Here is an 18,082-nt window from a genome sequence, read left to right as displayed (position 1 = left end):
GCCTGCGAGCCGGCGGATTATACCTGAAGAAAGGACGTTAGATGCTTTTAGCGACGGCGCTATTGATAATTGGTTTACTCTTAGTGGTCTACAGTGCCGATCGTCTGGTGTTCGCTGCTTCGATCCTTTGCCGCACATTCGGCGTACCACCTTTAATCATCGGCATGACCGTTGTAAGCATCGGTACCTCGCTGCCCGAGATAATCACCTCCGTCGCCGCATCGCTGCATGGTCAGTTGGATCTGGCTATCGGCACCGCGATCGGCTCTAACATCACGAATATCTTGTTGATCCTCGGCGTCGCCGCGCTTTTACATCCTTTTACCGTACATTCCGATATTCTGCGCCGCGAATTACCGTTAACCTTGGTAGCCAGTCTGCTGGCGGGCGTGGTGTTGTACAATGGGCACCTCAGCCGCTTTGACGGCATTATTTTACTGTTATTAGCCGTGCTATGGCTGGTGTTCATTGTTAAAATTGCCCGCCTGGCCGAGCGCCAGGGCAACGACAGTCTCACCCGAGAGCAGTTGGCGGAGCTACCGCGAGACGGCAGCCTTTCAGTCGCGTTCCTCTGGCTGGGCGTAGCGTTAATTATCATGCCGATGGCAACACGTATGGTGGTGGATAACGCAACCGTGGTAGCGAACTACTTTGCTATAAGCGAGCTGACTATTGGCCTGACGGTTATTGCTATTGGTACTGGCCTGCCTGAACTGGCGACAGCGATTGCCGGTGCGCGCAAAGGCGAAGACGATATCGCCATTGGCAATATTATTGGTTCAAACATTTTTAACATTGCTATCGTGCTGGGTTTGCCCGCGTTGATTGCGCCGGGCGAGTTTAACCCGATGGCCTTTACGCGTGATTATGGCGTGATGTTGCTGGTCAGTGCCCTTTTTGCCCTGATTTGCTGGCGACGTAAGCAAATCAGCAGAGGCGTCGGCGCACTGTTGTTCGGCGGGTTTATCGTATGGCTGGCGCTGCTCTACTGGCTGTCGCCGCTTTTGACTGGATAATCGGATACGCATTATGTCGCAAATAGATTTGCAGCCGGGTTTTGACTTTCAACAAGCAGGTAAAGAAGTCCTGGAAATTGAACGTGAAGGCCTCGCAGAGCTGGATCAATACATCAACGCCGACTTCACGCAGGCGTGCGAAAAAATGTTCTATTGCGCCGGAAAAGTGGTGGTAATGGGAATGGGCAAATCCGGCCATATCGGTAGAAAAATGGCGGCCACATTTGCCAGCACCGGAACCCCCTCTTTCTTTGTGCATCCGGGCGAAGCGGCCCATGGTGATCTGGGAATGGTCAGCCCGCAAGATGTGGTTATTGCGCTGTCAAACTCAGGAGAGTCAAACGAGATCCTCGCCTTGATCCCGGTGCTGAAGCGATTAAAAGTTTCGCTGATTTGCATGACCAGCCGACCCGAAAGCAGCATGGCGCGCGCCGCAGATATTCATTTATGCGTGAAGGTTCCGAAAGAAGCCTGCCCATTGGGTCTGGCACCCACGTCCAGCACCACAGCAGCGCTGGTAATGGGTGATGCGCTGGCAGTCGCGTTGCTGAAAGCCCGCGGTTTTACGGCGGAAGATTTCGCCTTATCACATCCCGGCGGCGCATTGGGTCGCAAACTGTTGCTGCGCGTCAATGACATCATGCACACCGGTGACGAAATCCCCCATGTCAGCAAAAACGCCAGCCTGCGCGATGCACTGCTTGAGATCACGCGTAAAAACCTGGGCATGACGGTTATCTGCGATGATTTGATGAAAATTGAAGGCATCTTTACCGACGGCGATTTACGCCGCGTGTTCGATATGGGCGGCGATGTCCGCAGCATGGGCATTGCCGACGTGATGACGCCCGGCGGTGTTCGGGTACGTCCCAACACGCTGGCAGTGGATGCGCTGAATCTGATGCAATCCCGGCACATTACCTCCGTATTGGTGGCCGATGGCGACCAGTTGCTGGGTGTGTTACATATGCACGATTTACTGCGCGCTGGCGTAGTGTAAAGAAGGACATAAGAATGAGTAATGCTGGCGCGTCGCTTGCGACCTGTTATGGGCCGGTAAGCACGCAAGTTATGGCGAAAGCGGAAAAAATACGCCTGTTGATTCTGGATGTAGACGGCGTGTTATCCGATGGGCTCATCTATATGGGCAACAACGGAGAAGAGCTGAAAGCATTTAATGTGCGCGATGGCTACGGGATCCGTTGTGCGCTCACTTCCGACATTGAGGTTGCCATAATTACCGGGCGAAAAGCTAAACTAGTGGAAGATCGCTGCGAAACGCTAAAGATTAAGCACTTGTATCAAGGTCAGTCGGATAAACTGCTCGCTTACCGCGAGCTGCTGGCAAAGCTGTCGCTTACCCCAGAGCAGGTTGCTTATGTGGGTGATGATCTAATCGACTGGCCAGTGATGGCGGAAATTGGTCTGAGCGTTGCCGTTGCCGATGCTCATCCGCTGCTGCTTTCGCGCGTGGATTACGTTACGCGCATTAATGGCGGCCGGGGCGCAGTTCGTGAAGTCTGTGATTTGTTGTTGCTGGCGCAGGGCAAGCTGGATGAGGCCAAAGGGCAATCGATATGAGTAAAACCAGACGTTGGGTCATCATTCTGCTGGCGCTGGCCGCACTGGTCCTGATTGGGATCAACCTGACTGCTCAGGATGATGCGAATCCGGTCGCCACCAACAATGCCGATCCGACTTACAAAAGCCAACATACAGATACGGTGGTTTATAGCCCGGAAGGGGCGCTTAACTACCGGCTTATCGCGCAGAACGTGGAATACTTTTCTGCTGAAGGTGTGAGTTGGTTCGCGCAGCCCGTACTGACAACATTCGACGAGAATAAGGTTCCAACCTGGTCGATAAAGTCAGACAAAGCGAAGCTGACCGATGACAAAATGCTTTATCTTTATGGACATGTTGAAGTCAATGCGCTGACGGCGGACGCCCAGCTGCGAAAAATCACCACGGATAACGCCCAGATTAATCTGGTAACGCAGGATGTTACCTCGAATGATCAGGTCACGTTGTACGGTACAACATTTAATTCCACCGGCCTGAAAATGCGCGGCAATTTACGCAGCAAAAACGCCGAGCTGATTGAAAAGGTTAGAAGCTCCTATGAAATTCAAAACAAACAAACGCAGCCTTAATCTTGTATTGGCCACCACGCTTTTGGCCGCCGCGCTTCCGGCGCTCGCCGTGACCGGGGATACCGATCAACCTATCCATATCGACTCCGATCAGCAGTCGCTGGATATGCAGGGTAATGTCGTGACTTTCACCGGCAACGTCGTGGTAACCCAGGGGACGATTAAAATTAATGCCGACAAAGTGGTCGTTACCCGTCCGGGTGGTCAGCAAGGTAAAGAGATCATTGACGGTTACGGCAACCCGGCGACGTTTTACCAAATGCAGGACAATGGCAAACCCGTTAAGGGCCACTCCTCGCAGATGCATTACGAACTGGAAAAAGATTTCGTTGTGCTGACCGGTAACGCCTATCTGGAACAGCTGGATAGCAATATCACCGGTGACAAAATCACCTATCTGGTGAAAGAGCAGAAAATGCAGGCGTTCAGCGACAAAGGCAAACGCGTCACCACCGTTCTGGTTCCGTCGCAGTTGCAGGATAAGAGCAACAAACAAACCCCGGCTCCGGCACAAAAAAAGAGTAACTAATTCGTTATGGCAACATTAACTGCAAAGAATCTCGCCAAGGCTTATAAAGGCCGCCGCGTAGTTGAGGATGTCAGTCTGACCGTCAACTCTGGCGAAATCGTCGGGCTGCTTGGCCCTAACGGCGCAGGGAAAACCACCACCTTTTATATGGTGGTGGGCATTGTGTCGCGTGACGCGGGTAACATCATTATTGATGATGAAGATATCAGTCTGCTGCCGCTGCATGCGCGTGCGCGCCGCGGTATTGGTTACCTGCCGCAGGAAGCCTCGATTTTTCGCCGCCTGAGCGTCTACGACAACCTGATGGCCGTCCTGCAAATCCGCGATGACCTGACCTCAGAGCAACGCGAAGATCGCGCCAATGAGTTGATGGAAGAGTTTCACATCGAACATCTGCGCGACAACATGGGTCAATCGCTCTCAGGTGGTGAACGTCGCCGTGTGGAAATTGCCCGCGCGCTGGCGGCGAATCCGAAATTTATCCTGCTGGATGAACCGTTTGCCGGCGTTGACCCAATCTCGGTTATCGATATTAAACGTATTATTGAGCACCTGCGTGACAGCGGCCTGGGCGTGCTGATTACTGACCATAATGTTCGTGAAACGCTGGCTGTGTGTGAGCGTGCTTATATCGTCAGTCAGGGGCATCTCATTGCGCATGGAACACCGCAGCAAATCCTTGAAGACGAACACGTTAAGCGCGTGTATCTTGGGGAAGACTTCAGACTCTGATAGGGTAGGGTTTATTGACGTTTTTTGTCGGAGAGTGCTGCTCTGAATATGAAGCAAGGTTTGCAACTAAGGCTCAGCCAACAGCTAGCCATGACGCCACAACTGCAACAGGCCATCCGTCTGCTGCAGTTGTCCACGTTGGAACTTCAGCAGGAACTTCAGCAAGCGCTGGAGAGTAACCCATTGCTGGAACAAACTGACCTTCATGAGGAAGTCGATAGCCAGCAGGTTCAGGAAAATGACGGTCTGGATACCGTTGACGCTCTCGAACAAAAAGAGATGCCGGATGAGCTGCCGCTGGATGCCAGCTGGGATGAAATTTACACCGCAGGTACCCCTTCCGGCAGTAGCCACGACTACATCGACGACGAATTGCCTATCTATCAGGGCGAAACCACGCAGTCATTGCAGGATTATCTGATGTGGCAGGTAGGGCTGACCCCCTTCTCTGACACCGATCGTGCTATCGCAACCTCTATTGTCGATGCCGTTGACGAAACAGGCTATCTCACCGTTTCGCTGGAAGAAGTGCTGGAGAGCATGGGCAATGATGACGTGGGTCTTGATGAGGTCGAGGCGGTGCTTAAACGCATTCAGCGCTTCGATCCCGTTGGCGTTGCCGCGCGGGATCTGCGCGATTGTCTGCTGATCCAGCTCTCGCAGTTCACCAAAGAGACACCGTGGTGCGAAGAAGCCCGGCTTATCATTAGCGATCATCTGGATCTGCTCGCCAACCACGATTTCCGTACCCTGATGCGCGTGACGCGGCTGAAAGAAGAGGTGCTGAAAGAGGCGGTAAATCTGATCCAGTCTCTGGATCCGCGCCCTGGTCAGTCGATCCAGACCAGCGAGCCGGAATATGTGATTCCGGATGTTCTGGTACGTAAACATAACGGTCGCTGGACGGTGGAGCTGAACTCCGACAGCATTCCACGTCTGCAAATCAACCAGCATTATGCCTCGATGGGCGGCGGCGCACGTAACGATGCCGATAACCAGTTCATCCGCAGCAATTTGCAGGAAGCAAAGTGGTTGATCAAAAGCCTCGAGAGCCGCAACGATACGCTGTTGCGCGTTAGCCGCTGCATTGTTGAGCAGCAGCAAGCCTTCTTTGAACAAGGCGAAGAATTTATGAAACCGATGGTGCTGGCCGATATCGCCCAGGCCGTCGAGATGCACGAGTCGACGATTTCTCGTGTAACGACCCAGAAGTACCTGCACAGTCCTCGCGGCATTTTCGAGCTGAAGTATTTCTTCTCCAGCCACGTCAATACCGAAGGTGGTGGCGAAGCCTCCTCTACCGCTATTCGCGCGCTGGTGAAGAAATTGATCGCCGCAGAAAACCCTGCAAAACCGCTGAGCGACAGTAAGCTGACGACCCTGCTTTCCGATCAGGGAATTATGGTGGCGCGGCGTACCGTTGCGAAGTATCGAGAATCTTTATCCATTCCGCCGTCGAATCAGCGTAAACAGCTGGTTTGACCCAACCGATAAGGAAGACACTATGCAGCTTAACATCACAGGACAAAACGTCGAGATCACTGATGCTCTGCGTGAATTTGTGACCAATAAATTCGCCAAGCTTGAACAGTATTTCGAAAGGATTAATCAGGTCTATATTGTGTTGAAAGTGGAGAAAGTGACTCACACCTCGGATGCGACGCTCCATGTCAATGGCGGCGAGTTGCATGCCAGCGCGGAAGGGCAGGATATGTACGCTGCTATCGACGGTTTGATAGATAAACTGGCGCGGCAGCTCACGAAGCATAAAGATAAACTGAAACAGCACTAATTGTCCGAGCGTCCGTCTGGCGCGTTGCACCCTACCGTAACCCGGTAGGGTGACTGGCTCTGGCGTCGCTCAGGTGAAATTATGATGAATAACGATTCCGCTCTTCAATTGAGCAATGTCCTTAACCAGGAATGTACCCGTAGCGGCGTTCACTGCCAGAGCAAAAAACGCGCTCTGGAAATCATCAGTGAACTGGCGGCAAAACAGTTAGGCTTACCGCCACAAGTCGTCTTTGAAGCGATCCTTACGCGCGAGAAAATGGGCAGCACCGGCATTGGAAACGGTATCGCCATTCCGCACGGTAAGCTTGAAGAAGACACGCTTCGCGCCGTTGGCGTTTTTGTGCAACTCGAAACGCCCATTGCCTTCGACGCTATCGATAATCAGCCTGTCGATCTGCTGTTTGCCCTGTTGGTGCCAGCGGATCAAACCAAAACGCATCTGCATACGCTCTCGCTGGTCGCCAAAAGGCTGGCGGACAAAACTATCTGTCGGCGCCTGCGCAGCGCGCAAAGTGATGAAGAGCTGTATCAAATCATCACGCAGACGGAAGGTGAAAGCGACGATGCGTAACGGGAAGGAAACCTTTTTATCAGTTGTACTGAGGAGAAATGGTTCATGGTCCTGATGATCGTCAGTGGTCGTTCGGGTTCAGGGAAATCCGTCGCTCTGCGCGCCCTGGAAGATATGGGTTTTTATTGCGTCGACAACCTGCCGGTCGTGCTACTGCCGGAACTGGCGCAGACGCTTGCAGAGCGTCAGACTTCCGCTGCCGTCAGTATCGATGTGCGAAATATGCCGGAGTCACCGGAAGTTTTTGAACAGGCGATGAGCAATCTGCCGGATGCCTTTTCACCGCAATTATTGTTTCTCGATGCCGATCGCAACACGCTGATCCGCCGTTACAGTGATACGCGTCGTCTGCATCCGCTCTCCAGCAAAAATCTGTCGCTTGAAAGCGCGATTGACGAAGAGAGCAACTTACTGGAACCGCTGCGTTCACGAGCGGATCTGATTGTCGACACCTCGGAAATGTCGGTGCATGAGCTGGCAGAAATGTTGCGTACGCGCCTGTTAGGTAAGCGTGAACGCGAGCTGACCATGGTTTTTGAATCCTTCGGTTTCAAGCACGGTATTCCTATCGATGCGGATTACGTGTTTGACGTGCGTTTCCTGCCGAACCCGCACTGGGATCCTAAATTGCGCCCGATGACTGGTCTCGACAAACCCGTCGCGGCGTTCCTCGACAGACATACGGAAGTGCACAATTTTATCTACCAGACGCGTAGTTACCTCGAGTTGTGGCTACCGATGCTGGAGACCAACAACCGTAGTTATCTGACCGTGGCCATCGGTTGTACCGGTGGTAAACACCGCTCCGTCTATGTCGCCGAACAACTGGCGGATTATTTCCGCTCGCGCGGTAAGAACGTTCAATCCCGTCACCGTACGCTGGAAAAACGCAAAACATGACCGTAAAACAAACCGTTGAGATCACCAATAAGCTGGGAATGCATGCGCGCCCGGCCATGAAACTGTTTGAACTGGTACAGGGCTTCGATGCGGAAGTGCTGCTGCGCAATGATGAAGGCACCGAAGCAGAAGCCAGCAGCGTGATTGCGCTGCTGATGCTGGATTCTGCGAAAGGCCGGCAAATTGAAGTGGAGGCCAGCGGCCCGCAGGAAGAAGAAGCGCTGGCGGCGGTGATTGCGCTGTTTAACGCCGGGTTTGATGAAGATTAATTCAGTACAGCTTATTGCGCTCCAGGAACGCTTCCCCGCCTAACTGCCGCATCTGGCGTAGGATCCATGCCTGACGACTGCGTACATAGCCAGATGGCGCGGCGGCCTGAAAACGGATCGGGTTTGGCAATACGGCGGCCAGTAGCGCCGCTTCTGACATACTTAAGCGGCTCGCCGGTTTATGGAAATAGCGCTGTGATGCTTCCTCGACGCCAAATACGCCGTCCCCGAACTCAGCGATATTAAGGTAAACGGTCAGGATCCGCCGTTTGGTCCACACCGCTTCCATCCCAAGCGTCAGGCCTGCTTCCAGCCCTTTACGCACCCAGCTTTTTCCATCCCATAGCAGCAGATTTTTTACCGTCTGCTGTGAAATCGTCGAGGCACCACGAATACGGTTCTCATGGCGCTCGTTATGCGAGAGCGCTTTCTCAATGGCGCTAAAATCCAGCCCCCAGTGTTCTGGAAAACGCTGATCTTCAGCGGCCACCACCGCCAGCGCCATCCACGGCGAAATATCATCCATACCGACCCAGTCGGAATGCGCGACATAGCCAAAGTCGCCGCTAAACCACGCGCCCAGCTGGCGTTCCACCATCACGGCGGAAAAAGGTACCGGCAGGAAACTGAACAGCACAATGCCGCCACCCCAGAAGAGTGCCAGTACGCATAAAACCCGCAGAGCAATGCGCTTTAAGGTGGCTTTCAACGGGCCGCGAAACCACTTCCTCATTCGGCCAGTACCAGTACGCGCGCCACCAGCTTTTCGATACCGGAAGCGGCCTGCGCGATGTCCTCTGCCAGCATATACGCCGGCGTCGTCACCACTTTGTTCTCTTCATCCACGACAATATCGTCGACCGGGCAAGGCACATGCTCGGCCCCCATCTCTTCCAGCACTTCTGCGGTATCAATATCCGTACCGATCGTCAGACGTAGGGGAAAATCGAAGATTTTCGGCAACATTGCCGGTGCGATGCACATAAAACCGAGCGGTTTACCTGCTTCGTGCATCTCCAGCGCCAGCGTTTTAAGGCTGCTGTCAACGGTGCATTCATTGCCGAGGCTGGCAAAATTACTGAGGTTTTTCGCTGCGCCAAAACCACCCGGTACAATCAGCGCATCCAGATCATTTGCAGATGCCTGCGATAACGGCTGGACATTGCCACGGGCGATACGGGCGGATTCAATCAGTACATTACGGCGCTCAGCCAGCGTCTCACCAGTGAGATGGTTTACCACATCGCTTTGCCATTTATCGGGAGCGAAACAGACTGCCTGCGCACCATGACGGGCAATGGCTAACAGCGTAATCACCGCCTCATGAATCTCAGAACCGTCATACACACCTGCGCCGCTGAGAATCACGCCGATTTTTTTCATTTTGCTCATCCTTTATGCAACGTACTGACGATAATTAAAAATTTTGATAAGGGAGCCTTGCTTCACACATTTCACTGATTGATGTAACAAATCATTTAAGATTTGCTATCTTATGTGCGTGTGGTCGAATTTTTTCAGGCTACGCCCTTGCAAAAAATATAATTTATTACGGCGCAGCCACGATTTCCCTGGTGTTGGCGCAGTATTCGCGCACCCCGGTTAATCCGGGGTCATTTTTTTCCAGCGTCCGCCACCCAGGCTTTTAACACCGCCACATCATTGCGCCACTCCTGCTTCATCTCTTCCACCCAGTCGCCAACATTGTCCCACCAGGCAGGAAGATCGGGAGACTGAATCTGCTGGCCAAGCTGTTGCAGATGGCGCAGCCCAACAGAACCTGCGGCGCCTTTAATTTTATGGCCCTCTTCCACAATCCCTTTTTGGTCGCGCGCGGTCAGGTTTGACTCGAGCACGCTCAAATAACCCGGCATCATTTTTTCAAACACATCCAGCCCGTCGGTAATCAATTTCGGCCCGACCAGCTCGATATACTGCTCAAGCATGGCGGTATCAAGCAGCGTTTGTACTTTACTGTTGTCCATGGTTGTCACAGGTTCCTCCTCACTTTCACTCGCATCCCAGAACTTTTTAATCATGGCAGTTAATGCCGGGACTGCCAGCGGTTTGCTTAATACATCATCCATGCCCGCATCAAGGTATTCCTGTTTGTCTTTCAGCACGTTGGCGGTAAGCGCCACCAGCGGCGGTAAATCCTCACGCGCGTAACGGCGGGTCAACTCTCGCGAAATATCCAGCCCGGTCATATCCGGCAACTGAATGTCCAGCAACACCAAATCGTATTCACCCGGCGTGAACATCTCCAGCGCGGCAGTACCGGTCATGGCGACATCCACGCTGCTGCCCAGTTTTTCCAGCACCGAGCGTGCGACAATCACGTTCAGCTCGATATCTTCTACCAGCAGCACATGTAACGCCGGAAGCGGCATATCGTCATCTTCAAACGCGTCTTCAACTTCTTCCGCTACCGCCGGAGCGTGAATGGTCAAGGTAAATATCGAACCCGCCCCTGGCTCACTGCTGACGGTTATGTCGCCGCCCATGTTCTTCGCCAGACGGCGCGAAACGGCCAGACCTATACCGGTTCCCGTCGCCGGTTTACCGCCGTGGCTGTCTTTCACCTGGTAATACATGGCGAAAATTTTATCCTGCTCATCGCGGGGAATACCGATCCCGGAATCCTGCACTTCAAAGTGCAGCATATCGCCTTCGTCATAACGCACACGCACCACGACCTGCCCTTCACGGGTAAATTTAACGGCGTTGCTGATAAGGTTCCAAAGGATCTGGCGCAAACGCGTACCGTCCGTAACCACCTGATGTGGCAGCGGTAACGTTGGATCAAGAACAAAGCGCAACCCTTTCTGGTGCGCCTGCAGAGCCGAGAGGTTTTCCAGATCTGCCAGAAAGCTGGTGAAATCAAGCGGTTGGTTATCCAGCTGGACTTTACGCCGCTCCATCTTATCCATGTCGATAATATCGTTGAAAATATTGCCGAGCGTTACGGCGGAAACATGGATCGTCTTCAGGTATTTTTCCTGCTCTTGCGTTAAATCGGTATCCAGCAGAATACGGCTTAACCCAACAATGCCATTCAGCGGCGTACGCAACTCGTGGCTGATGGTGGAAATAAAGGTGGTCTTATCCCGGCTGGCGCGCTCAAGCGCGTCCTGGTAGCGTTTACGCTCAGTGATATCGCGACCAAAGCCCATCAGCCCGTGGCGTTTACCGACGCGATCGTAATAAGGGACTTTGCGGATCTCGAAACAGGCTTTGCGGCCGTCCGGGTAATCCAGCCACTGTTCGTAGGTTAAAGAGACGTTGTGACGGAAAACTTTTTCATCGGTCTCAATCACTTTTTCCGCTGCTTCCGGTGAATAGACATCCTGCGGCTTGAGGTGAATAAGCTGCTTCTCGCTCTTACCGGTCAGCAACTCCATCGCCCGGTTACAGCCGGAGAACTCTTTATCTTCGTTGCGATAGAACACCAGATCCGGCGAAGCGTCGAGGAAGGAACGCAGAAAAGAGGATTGCTGCTCAAGCTGGATTTGCGTCTGCTCGCGCTCCTGCATCTCTATTTTTAGCTGTTCAAAGGTTTCCTGGCGCTCGGCTTCCGCTTTCTCGCGGTCGCTGATCTCCTGGTTAAGCTTGGCAATATTGTCTTTCAACTGCACATTGAGTTTCAGGTCGCGCTCGCGCATCTCTTCCAGTTTTTCGACCAGCCGCGATAACCGCTGGCGCGACTCTTCGAGCTGCTCAACCACCACCGACAGGAAATAAACCGCCCATGGCGTGATCAGCAAGCCAAAAAAGATGGAGCGGATAACATCAATGCTTTCCACTTTCCCCTGCAACACCATGGTAACGGCCATCTGCACCACGATTGCCAGCACCACTAGCGCCAAAGCAAGCAGCATGGAAAAACGCACCAGACCCAGCTTCATCATCAGGTCGACGTAATATTGCGCCAGTAAACGGATTTGCTTCATAGAGATTTCCTCGAACAATTCCGCTCAATAATACTCAATTCTGAGCAAGGCGTTGAAGCTTGTGCAAAAAATGCAGGGGTGATTAGCGTTTCGTGATGAGATCAGACGGGTAATTGCCAGCAACGCCCCAGCGCAGAACCTTGCCCGCCCTGCTCTTTCAGGTAGCGATCCAGCTCGACCATTCCCGTCCAGCGGTTTTCACACCACAGCGGGGCAAGCAGCGTCGGGCGGCGTGCGCTGGCGGAGACACGGTGAAAAATCACCTCCGGCGGCGTATGGCGAATCATTTCGCCAGCGGTGACGGTGTACTCTTCCAGCCCGATTCCATTCAGGCGCCCCGCTTCCCAGGCCTTCGCCATAGTGCTGCCTTTCACGATATGTAAAGGATGTAACTTGATGCCGTCGACACCGGTCTCTACAACGCGCTGTATCGTCTCCAGGCACTCTACGTGGCGCTCGCCGGGTAATCCGACGATAAGATGAGCGCAGACTTTCAGGCCGCGCTCACGGGCTTGCTGCGTCGTGTGTTGATAACAGGCGAAGTCGTGCCCGCGATTGATACGATGCAGCGTTTTATCATGCGCGGTCTGCAAACCCAGCTCCAGCCACACTTCATAACCCTGCTCACGGTATTCACACAGCAAATCCAGCACAGCCTCCGGTACGCAATCCGGGCGTGTTCCCACACACAAGCCAACAATATTCGCCTGACTGACTGCTTGCTTGTACATCGAGCGCAGCACCTGCACTTCTGCCCAGGTACTGGTGTACGCCTGGAAATAGGCGAGATAGCGCCGGGCGCGATTCACCAACTGTGCCTGGTGAGCAAGTTGTGCGGCAATGGATTGATGCTGCTGCGCTTCGTCAGCAAAAGAGGCGACATTACAGAAAGTGCAACCGCCGCGACCAATGGTGCCATCACGGTTAGGGCAGCTAAATCCGCCATGCAATGTCAGTTTATGGACTTTTTCGCCATAGCGGCGGGCAAGATCCCCGCCAAACATATTGACTAATTTCTGTAACTGCATAATCTGAAAGGCCGCCCAAATAAAAGGGCGTAGCCTGCCACTTTTAGCTTTCGTCGGCGATGACCTGGATCAATCGCCCTGGAAGGCTTTTATTCATTGCATAATCAGTCAATATAATCGCAATTTCATGCACCCTAAAGACGATTACTTTTCCTTATGTCGCTGCGTTATTTTGCAGAAATACTATCACGCGTGAAAAACAGTGTGTTCATGCGACTCTGACGCACATAGCAGAATAAAAATCTGCCATTAAAACCCCACTCAGAATAGAACATCAGAAACAGCGCTTTTAGATAGTGAGTCAGATCACACTATGCTGCCGCCTGGTAACGCGTTCATTGAATGTAAAAATCCTTAAATAAACTTATACATCAATAACATAAACATCTTTTAGCACATTTTTGTATAAATAAGCTCGGCATTTGACCTGTGTACGGATTCCCGATAACTTGGGAATCCGCTGGAAGCTTTCTGGATGAGCAGTCTGCTCATCATATTTATGCAGTAATTGAGATTCCCTCTTAAGCAAGTCCTCAACACTTGTGTATCGATGCGAAAAGGAAATTAAAGAGGGCGACATGCGAGGCAATTGCCCCGTCGCCATGCTCTTTTTGTGCCTGTGCGTAACGTTCTGGAGGGGCTCTCGTAGAGCCTGGGGAGGTTCACTGATATGTTGTACGATAAATCTCTTGAGAGAGATAACTGTGGTTTCGGCCTGATCGCCCACATAGAAGGCGAACCTAGCCACAAGGTAGTGCGTACCGCTATTCACGCACTGGCCCGAATGCAGCACCGCGGCGCGATTCTCGCCGATGGCAAAACCGGTGACGGTTGCGGCCTGCTGCTGCAAAAACCCGATCGTTTTTTCCGCATCGTTGCGGAAGAACGCGGCTGGCGCTTAGCTAAAAACTACGCCGTTGGTATGCTGTTCCTGAATCAGGATGCCGAAAAAGCCAACGCGTCGCGCCGTATTGTAGAAGAAGAACTTCAACGCGAAACCCTGTCGATTGTCGGCTGGCGCGATGTGCCAACCAACGAAGGGGTGCTCGGTGAAATCGCCCTCTCCTCGCTGCCTCGTATTGAGCAAATTTTTGTTAACGCCCCTGCGGGCTGGCGTCCGCGCGATATGGAGCGCCGCCTGTTTATCGCCCGTCGCCGCATCGAAAAGCGCCTGCAGGAAGATAAAGAGTTCTACGTATGTAGCCTCTCGAATCTGGTGAACATCTATAAAGGTCTATGTATGCCGGCGGATCTGCCGCGCTTCTACCTGGACCTGGCGGATCTGCGTCTGGAATCGGCCATTTGCCTGTTCCACCAACGCTTCTCCACCAACACCGTACCGCGCTGGCCGCTGGCGCAGCCGTTCCGCTACCTGGCGCACAACGGTGAAATCAACACCATTACCGGTAACCGCCAGTGGGCGCGTGCGCGTACTTACAAATTCCAGACGCCGCTGATCCCGGATCTGCATGACGCCGCGCCATTCGTCAACGAAACCGGCTCCGACTCCAGTTCCATGGATAACATGCTTGAACTGCTGCTGGCGGGCGGGATGGATATTGTGCGCGCCATGCGTTTGCTGGTGCCGCCAGCATGGCAGAACAACCCGGAGATGGATCCGGATCTGCGCAGCTTCTTTGACTTTAACTCCATGCATATGGAGCCGTGGGACGGCCCGGCGGGCATCGTGATGTCCGATGGTCGTTTCGCCGCGTGTAACCTCGACCGTAACGGCCTGCGCCCGGCGCGCTACGTCATCACCAAAGACAAGCTGATCACCTGCGCCTCTGAAGTGGGGATTTGGGATTACCAGCCGGACGAAGTGGTCGAAAAAGGCCGCGTTGGCCCTGGCGAGCTGATGGTTATCGATACCCGCGGCGGACGCATTCTGCACTCCGCTGAAACCGATGACGATCTGAAAAGCCGCCACCCGTACAAAGAGTGGATGGAGAAAAACGTCCGCCGTCTGGTGCCGTTCGAAGATCTGCCGGATGAAGAAGTCGGCATGCGCGAAATGGACGATGACCTGCTGACAAGCTACCAGAAACAGTTTAATTACAGCTTCGAAGAGCTCGACTCAGTGATTCGTGTGCTGGGCGAAAACGGCCAGGAAGCGGTCGGTTCAATGGGTGATGACACGCCATTTGCCGTGCTTTCCAGCCAGCCGCGCATCATTTATGACTACTTCCGCCAGCAGTTCGCGCAGGTCACCAACCCGCCTATCGATCCGCTGCGTGAAGCGCACGTGATGTCGCTGGCGACCAGCATTGGCCGCGAGATGAACGTCTTCTGCGAAGCGGAAGGCCAGGCACACCGTTTGAGCTTTAAATCGCCGATCCTGCTGTTCTCTGATTTCAAACAGCTGACGACGATGAAAGAGGAACACTATCGCGCTGATACGCTCGATATCACCTTCGACGTCACCGAAACCACGCTGGAAGAGACCATTAAAGCGCTGTGCGATAAAGCTGAGCAGATGGTGCGTAACGGCACGGTTCTGCTGGTGCTCTCTGACCGTAATATCGCCAAAAACCGTCTGCCAGTTCCGGCACCGATGGCCGTTGGCGCGATTCAGACCCGCCTGGTGGATAAGAGCCTGCGCTGCGACGCCAACATTATTGTTGAAACCGCAAGCGCCCGTGATCCGCACCACTTCGCGGTGCTGCTGGGCTTCGGCGCGACGGCAATCTACCCGTACCTGGCATATGAGACGCTGGCGAAACTGGTGGACAGTAAAGCCATCGAAAAAGATTACCGCACGGTGATGCTGAACTACCGTAACGGCATCAACAAAGGGCTGTACAAGATCATGTCCAAAATGGGCATTTCGACTATCGCCTCTTACCGCTGTTCGAAACTGTTTGAAGCCGTCGGCCTGCACGATGATGTTTCCGGGCTGTGCTTCCAGGGCGTGGTCAGCCGTATCGGCGGAGCCGGTTTTGCTGACTTCCAGCAGGATCTGCTGAACCTTTCCAAACGCGCATGGCTGGCACGTAAGCCGCTGGAGCAAGGTGGTTTGCTGAAGTATGTTCACGGCGGCGAGTACCATGCGTACAACCCGGATGTGGTGCGCACGCTGCAACAGGCGGTACAGAGCGGCGAATACAGCGATTACCAGCAATACGCGAAGCTGGTGAATGAGCGCCCGGCGGCAACGCTGCGCGATCTGCTGGCGATTACGCCGAATGGCGAAGCGGTGAGCCTGAAAGATGTTGAACCGGCGACGGAGCTGTTTAAACGCTTCGATACCGCAGCGATGTCCATCGGCGCCCTGAGCCCGGAAGCGCACGAAGCACTGGCGGAAGCGATGAACAGCCTCGGCGGGTTCTCTAACTCCGGCGAAGGCGGCGAAGATCCGGCGCGCTACGGCACCAATAAAGTGTCACGCATCAAACAGGTGGCCTCTGGTCGTTTCGGCGTTACGCCTGCGTACCTGGTCAACGCGGATGTTATTCAGATCAAAGTGGCTCAGGGGGCAAAACCGGGCGAAGGCGGTCAGTTACCGGGTGATAAAGTCACGCCGTATATCGCTAAACTGCGCTACTCCGTGCCTGGCGTTACGCTGATCTCCCCGCCGCCGCACCACGATATTTACTCTATCGAGGATCTGGCGCAGCTGATTTTCGACCTGAAACAGGTCAACCCGAAAGCGATGATTTCCGTCAAACTGGTTTCCGAACCGGGCGTTGGCACCATCGCGACCGGCGTGGCAAAAGCCTACGCTGACCTCATCACTATCGCCGGTTATGACGGTGGTACCGGTGCAAGCCCGCTCTCTTCGGTGAAATATGCCGGTTGTCCGTGGGAGCTTGGCCTGGTAGAAACCCAGCAGGCGCTGGTGGCTAATGGCTTGCGTCATAAGATCCGTTTGCAGGTGGATGGCGGTCTGAAAACCGGCCAGGACATCATTAAAGCGGCGATTCTGGGTGCGGAAAGCTTTGGTTTCGGTACCGGTCCGATGGTGGCGCTGGGCTGTAAATATCTGCGAATTTGTCACCTGAACAACTGCGCGACCGGTGTGGCTACCCAGGATGAGAAGCTGCGTAAAAACCATTATCACGGTCTGCCGTTCAAAGTGACCAACTACTTTGAATTTATCGCCCGTGAAACCCGCGAGCTGATGGCGCAACTGGGCGTTAAACGTCTGGTGGACTTGATTGGTCGTACCGATCTGCTCAAAGAGTTGGATGGCTTCACCGCCAAACAGCAAAAACTGGATCTGTCGAAACTGCTGGAAACAGCGGAGCCGCATCCGGGCAAAGCGCTCTACTGCACCGAAAACAACCCGCCGTTTGATAATGGCGTGCTGAACGCGCAGTTGCTGCAACAGGCGAAACCGTTTGTCGATGAGAAGCAGAGCAAAACCTTCTGGTTCGATATTCGCAACACCGATCGTTCCGTCGGCGCGCTGCTGTCGGGTTATATCGCGCAAACTCATGGCGACCAGGGGCTGGCGGCAGATCCGATCAAAGCGCACTTTAGCGGTACCGCAGGCCAGAGCTTCGGCGTGTGGAACGCAGGCGGCGTGGAGCTCTATCTGACTGGCGACGCCAACGACTACGTGGGTAAAGGTATGGCTGGCGGCTTGCTGGCGGTACGTCCACCGGTTGGTTCGGCCTTCCGCAGCCATGAAGCGAGCATTATTGGTAACACCTGCCTGTATGGCGCAACCGGCGGTCGTCTGTACGCCGCAGGCCGTGCGGGTGAGCGTTTCGCGGTACGTAACTCTGGCGCTATCACCGTGGTGGAAGGTATCGGCGATAACGGCTGTGAATACATGACCGGCGGTATCGTCTGCGTATTGGGTCGAACCGGTGTTAACTTTGGTGCGGGAATGACGGGCGGCTTCGCCTATGTGCTGGATGAAGATGGTGAATTCCGTAAACGCGTGAACCCGGAGCTGGTGGAAGTGCTGAGCGTCGATGACCTCGCCATCCACGAAGAGCACCTGCGCGGTCTTATCACCGAGCATGTGCAGCATACCGGTTCGCAGCGCGGCGAAGAGATCCTGGCGAACTGGCCAGCCTTCGCCAGCAAATTCGCGCTGGTTAAGCCGAAGTCCAGCGATGTGAAAGCACTGTTGGGTCACCGTAGTCGTAGCGCAGCAGAGCTGCGTGTGCAGGCGCAGTAAGGGGTAGCA

Annotated in this window: 16 protein-coding genes; 12 read left to right on the top strand and 4 right to left on the bottom strand. The window is 53.9% G+C overall.

Features of this window, described 5'->3' with window-relative positions:
- Positions 1-41: 41 nt before the first annotated feature.
- From O3S68_RS13175 to npr, 11 genes are all read left to right on the top strand, one after another.
- Complete coding sequence (locus O3S68_RS13175; RefSeq protein WP_269231706.1) at positions 42-1,016, top strand: calcium/sodium antiporter; 975 nt, start codon at positions 42-44, stop codon at positions 1,014-1,016.
- Positions 1,017-1,029: 13 nt separating this feature from the next.
- Positions 1,030-2,016, top strand: coding sequence for an arabinose-5-phosphate isomerase KdsD (gene kdsD, locus O3S68_RS13170; RefSeq protein WP_045512674.1), 987 nt, complete (start codon positions 1,030-1,032; stop codon positions 2,014-2,016).
- 14 nt (positions 2,017-2,030) lie between these two features.
- Positions 2,031-2,597 carry a 3-deoxy-manno-octulosonate-8-phosphatase KdsC gene (kdsC, locus tag O3S68_RS13165; protein WP_020455442.1) on the top strand — a complete coding sequence of 189 codons (567 nt, stop codon included), beginning with the start codon at positions 2,031-2,033 and terminating at the stop codon, positions 2,595-2,597.
- Entirely contained in the window at positions 2,594-3,169 is a 576-nt protein-coding gene (gene lptC, locus O3S68_RS13160; RefSeq protein ID WP_020455443.1) for an LPS export ABC transporter periplasmic protein LptC, read from the top strand. The genes kdsC and lptC overlap by 4 nt, the downstream gene beginning before the upstream one ends.
- A complete protein-coding gene (lptA, locus tag O3S68_RS13155; protein WP_017457323.1) occupies positions 3,138-3,698 on the top strand; it encodes a lipopolysaccharide ABC transporter substrate-binding protein LptA in 561 nt (186 codons plus the stop codon). The genes lptC and lptA overlap by 32 nt, the downstream gene beginning before the upstream one ends.
- Before the next feature lie 6 nt (positions 3,699-3,704).
- On the top strand, positions 3,705-4,430 hold the full coding sequence (lptB, locus tag O3S68_RS13150; RefSeq protein ID WP_017457322.1) for an LPS export ABC transporter ATP-binding protein: 726 nt from the start codon (positions 3,705-3,707) through the stop codon (positions 4,428-4,430).
- Positions 4,431-4,478: 48 nt separating this feature from the next.
- Entirely contained in the window at positions 4,479-5,912 is a 1,434-nt protein-coding gene (gene rpoN, locus O3S68_RS13145; protein ID WP_044489499.1) for an RNA polymerase factor sigma-54, read from the top strand.
- A gap of 22 nt (positions 5,913-5,934) precedes the next feature.
- The gene (hpf, locus tag O3S68_RS13140) at positions 5,935-6,222 is read left to right on the top strand and encodes a ribosome hibernation promoting factor (RefSeq protein WP_020455445.1); all 288 of its coding nucleotides are present in this window, start codon (positions 5,935-5,937) and stop codon (positions 6,220-6,222) included.
- Between the two features lie 81 nt (positions 6,223-6,303).
- On the top strand, positions 6,304-6,795 hold the full coding sequence (ptsN, locus tag O3S68_RS13135; RefSeq protein WP_017457319.1) for a PTS IIA-like nitrogen regulatory protein PtsN: 492 nt from the start codon (positions 6,304-6,306) through the stop codon (positions 6,793-6,795).
- Between the two features lie 45 nt (positions 6,796-6,840).
- Complete coding sequence (rapZ, locus tag O3S68_RS13130) at positions 6,841-7,695, top strand: RNase adapter RapZ (RefSeq protein WP_020455446.1); 855 nt, start codon at positions 6,841-6,843, stop codon at positions 7,693-7,695.
- Positions 7,692-7,964 (top strand): PTS phosphocarrier protein NPr, encoded by a 273-nt coding sequence (gene npr, locus O3S68_RS13125; RefSeq protein WP_007369893.1) that lies wholly within the window; start codon positions 7,692-7,694, stop codon positions 7,962-7,964. Before rapZ ends, npr begins: the two co-directional genes overlap by 4 nt.
- A 1-nt stretch (position 7,965) precedes the next feature.
- Here npr and mtgA read toward each other — a convergent pair whose 3' ends face one another.
- From mtgA to O3S68_RS13105, 4 genes are all read right to left on the bottom strand, one after another.
- On the bottom strand, positions 7,966-8,697 hold the full coding sequence (mtgA, locus tag O3S68_RS13120) for a monofunctional biosynthetic peptidoglycan transglycosylase (RefSeq protein WP_269231705.1): 732 nt from the start codon (positions 8,695-8,697) through the stop codon (positions 7,966-7,968).
- Positions 8,694-9,347 carry an isoprenoid biosynthesis glyoxalase ElbB gene (gene elbB / locus O3S68_RS13115; protein WP_269231704.1) on the bottom strand — a complete coding sequence of 218 codons (654 nt, stop codon included), beginning with the start codon at positions 9,345-9,347 and terminating at the stop codon, positions 8,694-8,696. The genes mtgA and elbB overlap by 4 nt, the downstream gene beginning before the upstream one ends.
- Positions 9,348-9,577: 230 nt before the next feature.
- The gene (gene arcB / locus O3S68_RS13110; RefSeq protein ID WP_269231703.1) at positions 9,578-11,914 is read right to left on the bottom strand and encodes an aerobic respiration two-component sensor histidine kinase ArcB; all 2,337 of its coding nucleotides are present in this window, start codon (positions 11,912-11,914) and stop codon (positions 9,578-9,580) included.
- 101 nt (positions 11,915-12,015) lie between these two features.
- A complete protein-coding gene (locus O3S68_RS13105; RefSeq protein ID WP_269231702.1) occupies positions 12,016-12,942 on the bottom strand; it encodes a TIGR01212 family radical SAM protein in 927 nt (308 codons plus the stop codon).
- A gap of 670 nt (positions 12,943-13,612) precedes the next feature.
- On the opposite strand from O3S68_RS13105, the gene gltB reads away from it, so the two are divergent.
- Positions 13,613-18,073, top strand: coding sequence for a glutamate synthase large subunit (gene gltB, locus O3S68_RS13100; RefSeq protein WP_072051656.1), 4,461 nt, complete (start codon positions 13,613-13,615; stop codon positions 18,071-18,073).
- The last annotated feature ends 9 nt before the right edge of the window (positions 18,074-18,082 follow it).

Source organism: Kosakonia sp. SOY2 (genome assembly GCF_027109175.1).
GTDB lineage: Bacteria > Pseudomonadota > Gammaproteobacteria > Enterobacterales > Enterobacteriaceae > Kosakonia.
Note: the sequence above shows the minus strand (reverse complement) of the source record. Positions and strands in the feature narration are given on the sequence as shown.

Bases quoted from the DNA above. Each gene is read 5' to 3' on its own strand.
- O3S68_RS13175 (WP_269231706.1), top strand. From the start codon at position 42: ATGCTTTTAGCGACGGCGCTATTGATAATTGGTTTACTCTTAGTGGTC.
- kdsD (WP_045512674.1), top strand. From the start codon at position 1,030: ATGTCGCAAATAGATTTGCAGCCGGGTTTTGACTTTCAACAAGCAGGT.
- kdsC (WP_020455442.1), top strand. From the start codon at position 2,031: ATGAGTAATGCTGGCGCGTCGCTTGCGACCTGTTATGGGCCGGTAAGC.
- lptC (WP_020455443.1), top strand. From the start codon at position 2,594: ATGAGTAAAACCAGACGTTGGGTCATCATTCTGCTGGCGCTGGCCGCA.
- lptA (WP_017457323.1), top strand. From the start codon at position 3,138: ATGAAATTCAAAACAAACAAACGCAGCCTTAATCTTGTATTGGCCACC.
- lptB (WP_017457322.1), top strand. From the start codon at position 3,705: ATGGCAACATTAACTGCAAAGAATCTCGCCAAGGCTTATAAAGGCCGC.
- rpoN (WP_044489499.1), top strand. From the start codon at position 4,479: ATGAAGCAAGGTTTGCAACTAAGGCTCAGCCAACAGCTAGCCATGACG.
- hpf (WP_020455445.1), top strand. From the start codon at position 5,935: ATGCAGCTTAACATCACAGGACAAAACGTCGAGATCACTGATGCTCTG.
- ptsN (WP_017457319.1), top strand. From the start codon at position 6,304: ATGATGAATAACGATTCCGCTCTTCAATTGAGCAATGTCCTTAACCAG.
- rapZ (WP_020455446.1), top strand. From the start codon at position 6,841: ATGGTCCTGATGATCGTCAGTGGTCGTTCGGGTTCAGGGAAATCCGTC.
- npr (WP_007369893.1), top strand. From the start codon at position 7,692: ATGACCGTAAAACAAACCGTTGAGATCACCAATAAGCTGGGAATGCAT.
- mtgA (WP_269231705.1), bottom strand. From the start codon at position 8,697: ATGAGGAAGTGGTTTCGCGGCCCGTTGAAAGCCACCTTAAAGCGCATT.
- elbB (WP_269231704.1), bottom strand. From the start codon at position 9,347: ATGAAAAAAATCGGCGTGATTCTCAGCGGCGCAGGTGTGTATGACGGT.
- arcB (WP_269231703.1), bottom strand. From the start codon at position 11,914: ATGAAGCAAATCCGTTTACTGGCGCAATATTACGTCGACCTGATGATG.
- O3S68_RS13105 (WP_269231702.1), bottom strand. From the start codon at position 12,942: ATGCAGTTACAGAAATTAGTCAATATGTTTGGCGGGGATCTTGCCCGC.
- gltB (WP_072051656.1), top strand. From the start codon at position 13,613: ATGTTGTACGATAAATCTCTTGAGAGAGATAACTGTGGTTTCGGCCTG.